2 protein-coding genes are annotated in these 4,379 nt (G+C 69.1%); one reads left to right on the top strand and one right to left on the bottom strand.

All coding sequences use genetic code 11. From position 1 onward, the window contains the following. The coding region (hrpA, locus tag VFL64_RS15145) for an ATP-dependent RNA helicase HrpA (protein ID WP_489541214.1) at positions 1 to 3,313 on the bottom strand (3,313 nt) is incomplete at its 3' end. 176 nt (positions 3,314 to 3,489) lie between these two features. Between hrpA and argA the strand changes: the two genes are divergently transcribed. Beyond that, positions 3,490 to 4,379 (top strand): amino-acid N-acetyltransferase (gene argA / locus VFL64_RS15140; protein WP_489541213.1); only part of this gene is annotated, 890 nt, incomplete at its 3' end.

Here is a 4,379-nt window from a genome sequence, read left to right as displayed (position 1 = left end):
CCTCGGTGGTGGGCAGCGGCTCGGCCAGGAAAGCGCGATCCAGCGCCACGTCGATGATCTGCGCGCGCAGGTCCTCCAGGCTGCCCAGCGGCATGAAGGCCACCGCCATGGCCTGCAGGTCCGGGATGTTCTTCTCCAGGTACTTGAGCGGCTCCTTGATCTGCAGCGCCACCAGGCGCCGCAGCCCGGCACGGTGCTTGGCCGCGGCCACGTCGGGCTCGTCGAAGACCTCCACCTCCACATGCGTGCCCTTGTCGATCAGCGCCGGGAAGCCGATCAGGCTCTGGCTGCCGCGCCGCACCTCCATCAGCTCAGGCAGTTCGCCGAACGCCCAGCTGGTGTAGCGCTGGGGCTGCGGCGCGGGGGCGGCCTCGGCACGCGCCGCCGCGCTCCCACCACCGCCCGCGGCAGGCGGCGCCGGCGCCTCGCTGCGCGGCAGGCGCAGCCCCGCCAGCGCCTGGAAGGCACTGCGCGCCTGCCCACCCAGCTCGGCCTTCAAGGCACTGAGGTTGCGCCCCATGCCCAGTTGCCGCCCATGTTCATCGACGATGCGGAAGTTCATCGTGTGATGTGGTGACAGCGCATCGAGCTTGAAGTCGTTGCGCAGCACGTCGATCTGCGTCTTCTCGCGCACAGCCTTCAGCAGCGCATCCAGCAGGCCGCCCTGCGCAAACGGCGTGGCCGCGACGAACTGCTCGGCATAGTCCGGCAAGGGCACCAGCCGTGAGCGCGGCCGCTGGTGCAGGCTCTTCACCAGGGCCAGCACCTTGTCCTTCAGCATGCCGGGCACCAGCCACTCGCAGCGCTCGTCGTTCACCTGGTTCAGCGCATACACCGGCACGGTCACGGTGACGCCGTCCTTGGGGTCGCCGGGCTCATGCAGGTAGGTGGCCGCACAGTCGATACCGCCCAGGCGCAAGGTCTTGGGGAACGACTCGGTGGTGATGCCCGCGGCCTCGTGGCGCATCAGCTCCTCGCGCGTGAGCATCAGCAGCCGCGGCTGCTTCTTCTGCTCTTCGCGGTACCAGTGTTCGAAGCTGGCGCCGGAGTGCACCTCGGCCGGCAGCTGCTGCTCGTAGAACGCGTAGATCAGCTCATCGTCCACCAGCACGTCCTGGCGGCGCGCCTTGTGCTCCAGTTCCTCCACCTGGCGGATCAGCTTGTGGTTGTGGGCCAGGAACGGCAGTTTGGTGTCCCACTCGCCATTCACCAGCGCCTCGCGGATGAAGATCTCGCGCGCCTGCACCGGGTCCACCTGGCCGAAGTTCACGCGCCGGTTGTTGTAGATCACGATGCCGTACAAGGTGGCCCGCTCCAGCGCCACCACCTCGGCCGCCTTCTTCTCCCAGTGCGGCTCCAGCAGCTGCTTCTTCAGCAGGTGGCCGGCGATCTGCACGATCCACTGCGGCTCTATGCCCGCCAGGCCGCGGCCATAGAGCCGCGTGGTCTCCACCAGCTCGGCCGCCACCAGCCAGCGGCCCGGCTTCTTGGACAGGTGCGCGCCCGGGTGGCGCCAGAACTTGATGCCGCGCGCGCCCAGGTACCAGTCTTCGTCGTCGCTCTTGCAGCCGATGTTGCCCAGCAGGCCGGCCAGCATGGCCAAGTGCACCTGCTCGTAGCTGGCGGGGCTGGTGTTGAGGCGCCAGCGGTGCTCGGCCACCACGGTGTGCAGCTGCGAATGGATGTCGCGCCACTCGCGCACGCGCCGCGGCGAGACGAAGCTGTCGCGCAGGCGCTGCTCCTGCTGGCGGTTGCTCAGGCGGTGCGTGTCCACGGCGGCCACCGCCGCATCCGCATGGCCATGCGTGCCACGGCCCTCGCCCACCCATTGCCAGAGCTTCAGGTAGCCCATGAACTCCGACTTCTCGTCGTCGAACTTCTTGTGCTTCTCGTCGGCCGCCTGGGCATGCTCCATGGGCCGGTCGCGCACGTCCTGCACCGACAGGGCCGACGCGATGATGAGCACCTCGCTCAGGCTCTGCCGGTCGCGGGCTTCCAGGATCATGCGGCCCACGCGCGGGTCCAGCGGCAGCTTGGCCAGTTCCTGGCCGATGGGCGTCAACTCGTTGGCATCGTCCACTGCATCCAGTTCGCCCAGCAGCGCGTAGCCGTCGGCAATGGCCTTGCGCGGCGGCGGCTCCAGGAACGGGAAGTCTTCCACGTGCCCCAGGTGCAGCGCCTTCATGCGCAAGATCACGCCGGCCAGCGACGAGCGCAGGATCTCCGGGTCGGTGAAGCGCGGCCGGCCCGCATAGTCCTTCTCGTCGAACAGGCGGATGCACACGCCGTCGGCCACGCGGCCGCAGCGCCCGGCGCGCTGGTTGGCCGCGGCCTGGCTGACCGATTCGACCTGCAGTTGCTCGACCTTGGTCCGGTAGCTGTAGCGCTTCACGCGGGCCAGGCCGGAATCGACCACATAGCGGATGCCCGGCACGGTGAGCGAGGTCTCGGCCACGTTGGTGGCCAGCACGATGCGCGGCGCGCCGTGAGGCTCGAAGATGCGGTCCTGCTCGGCCTGGCTCAATCGAGCAAAGAGCGGCAGCACCTCCACGCCCGGCGGATGGCGGCGGCGCAGTTGCTCGGCGGCCTCGCGGATCTCGCGCTCGCCGGGCAGGAACACCAGCACGTCGCCGGGGCCGCTGCGCCACAGTTCATCCACGGCATCGGCGATCGCGTCGTTCAGGTCAAACTCGCGGGTCTCCTCGAACGGCCGCCAGCGCTGCTCCACCGGGAACAGCCGGCCGCTCACCAGGATCACCGGCGCCGGTCCGCGGATGGATGCGAAGTGCTGCGCAAAGCGGTCGGCATCGATGGTGGCCGAGGTGACGATGATCTTCAGGTCCGGCCGGCGCGGCAGCAGTTGCTTCAGGTAGCCCAGCAGGAAGTCGATGTTCAGGCTGCGCTCGTGCGCCTCGTCGATGATCAGCGTGTCGTAGGCGCGCAGGTCCGGGTCGGTCTGCGTCTCGGCCAGCAGGATGCCGTCGGTCATCAGCTTCACCGAGGCGCCGGGCTGCAGCCGGTCCTGGAAGCGCACCTTGTAGCCCACCACCTCACCCAGCGGGGTCTTCAGCTCCTCGGCAATGCGCTTGGCCACGCTGGAGGCGGCAATGCGGCGCGGCTGGGTGTGGCCGATCAACCCCGTGCCCCGGCCGGGGCCGCGCCCCAGCGCCAGCGCGATCTTGGGCAGCTGGGTGGTCTTGCCCGAGCCGGTTTCGCCGCAGACGATCACCACCGGGTGCTCGGCAATGGCCCGCTCGATCACCTCGCGCTGGCCGGAGACCGGCAGCGACTCGGGGAACGTGATCGGCGGCACCGGGTTGGCGGGCGGCCTGTGCTGCCGGCTGGGCCCCGGCGTGCGGGAGCGGGCAGGCGGCTTGGAGAGGGGGCGGGGCGAATTCACGAGGCGCGGATTATCCGTGCGGAAGACCGCACGGCAATGTGGCAGGCGCGGTACGGCAAAATCGCAGCCCTCCAATTCGCCGAGTGCCCATGGACCTGGTTTTTCCCCACACCTTCGTGCCGTGGTTCCGCTCGGTCGCGCCGTACATCCATGCCTACCGCGGCGAGACCTTCGTGGTGGCGCTGGCGGGCGAGGCCATCGCAGCGGGCAAGCTCAATGCCTTCGTGCAGGACCTGTCCATCCTGCACGCCATGGGCATCAAGCTCGTGCTGGTGCATGGCTTCCGGCCGCAGCTGAACGAACAACTGGCCGCCAAGGGGCACAGCTCGCGCTTCAGCCACGGCCAGCGCATCACCGACGCCATTGCGCTGGACTGCGCGCAGGAGGCCGCGGGGCAGTTGCGCTTCGAGATCGAGGCGGCGTTCTCGCAGGGCCTGCCCAACACCCCCATGGCCAACGCCGCCGTGCGGGTGGTGTCCGGCAACTTCCTCACCGCGCGGCCCGTGGGCATCGTCGATGGCGTGGACTTCATGCACTCGGGCGTGGTGCGCAAGGTGGACAGCAAGGCCATCCGCAGCGCGCTGGACATCGGCGCCGTGCTGCTGCTGTCGCCGTTCGGCTTCTCACCCACCGGCGAGGCCTTCAACCTCACCATGGAAGACGTGGCCACCAGCATTGCCATCGCGCTGCAGGCCGACAAGCTGATGTTCGTGGCCGAAGTGCCCGGCGTGCGCGAGAACCCGGCCGACCCCGAGAGCCCCGTGGACACCGAGCTGGCCGTGGCCGATGCGGAAAAGCTGCTTGCCGTGCAGGGCGATGCCGCGCAACCCAGCGACACGGTGCGCTACCTGCAGCACTGCATGAGAGCCTGCCGCGCCGGCGTGGAACGCTCGCACATCATCCCCTTCGCGGTGGACGGCGCAGTGCTGATGGAGGTGTACACGCACGACGGCATCGGCACCATGGTGGTGGACGAAAA

Origin of the sequence: Rhizobacter sp. (assembly GCF_035702065.1) — a bacterium.
Taxonomy (GTDB): domain Bacteria; phylum Pseudomonadota; class Gammaproteobacteria; order Burkholderiales; family Burkholderiaceae_C; genus Rhizobacter.
Note: the sequence above shows the minus strand (reverse complement) of the source record. Positions and strands in the feature narration are given on the sequence as shown.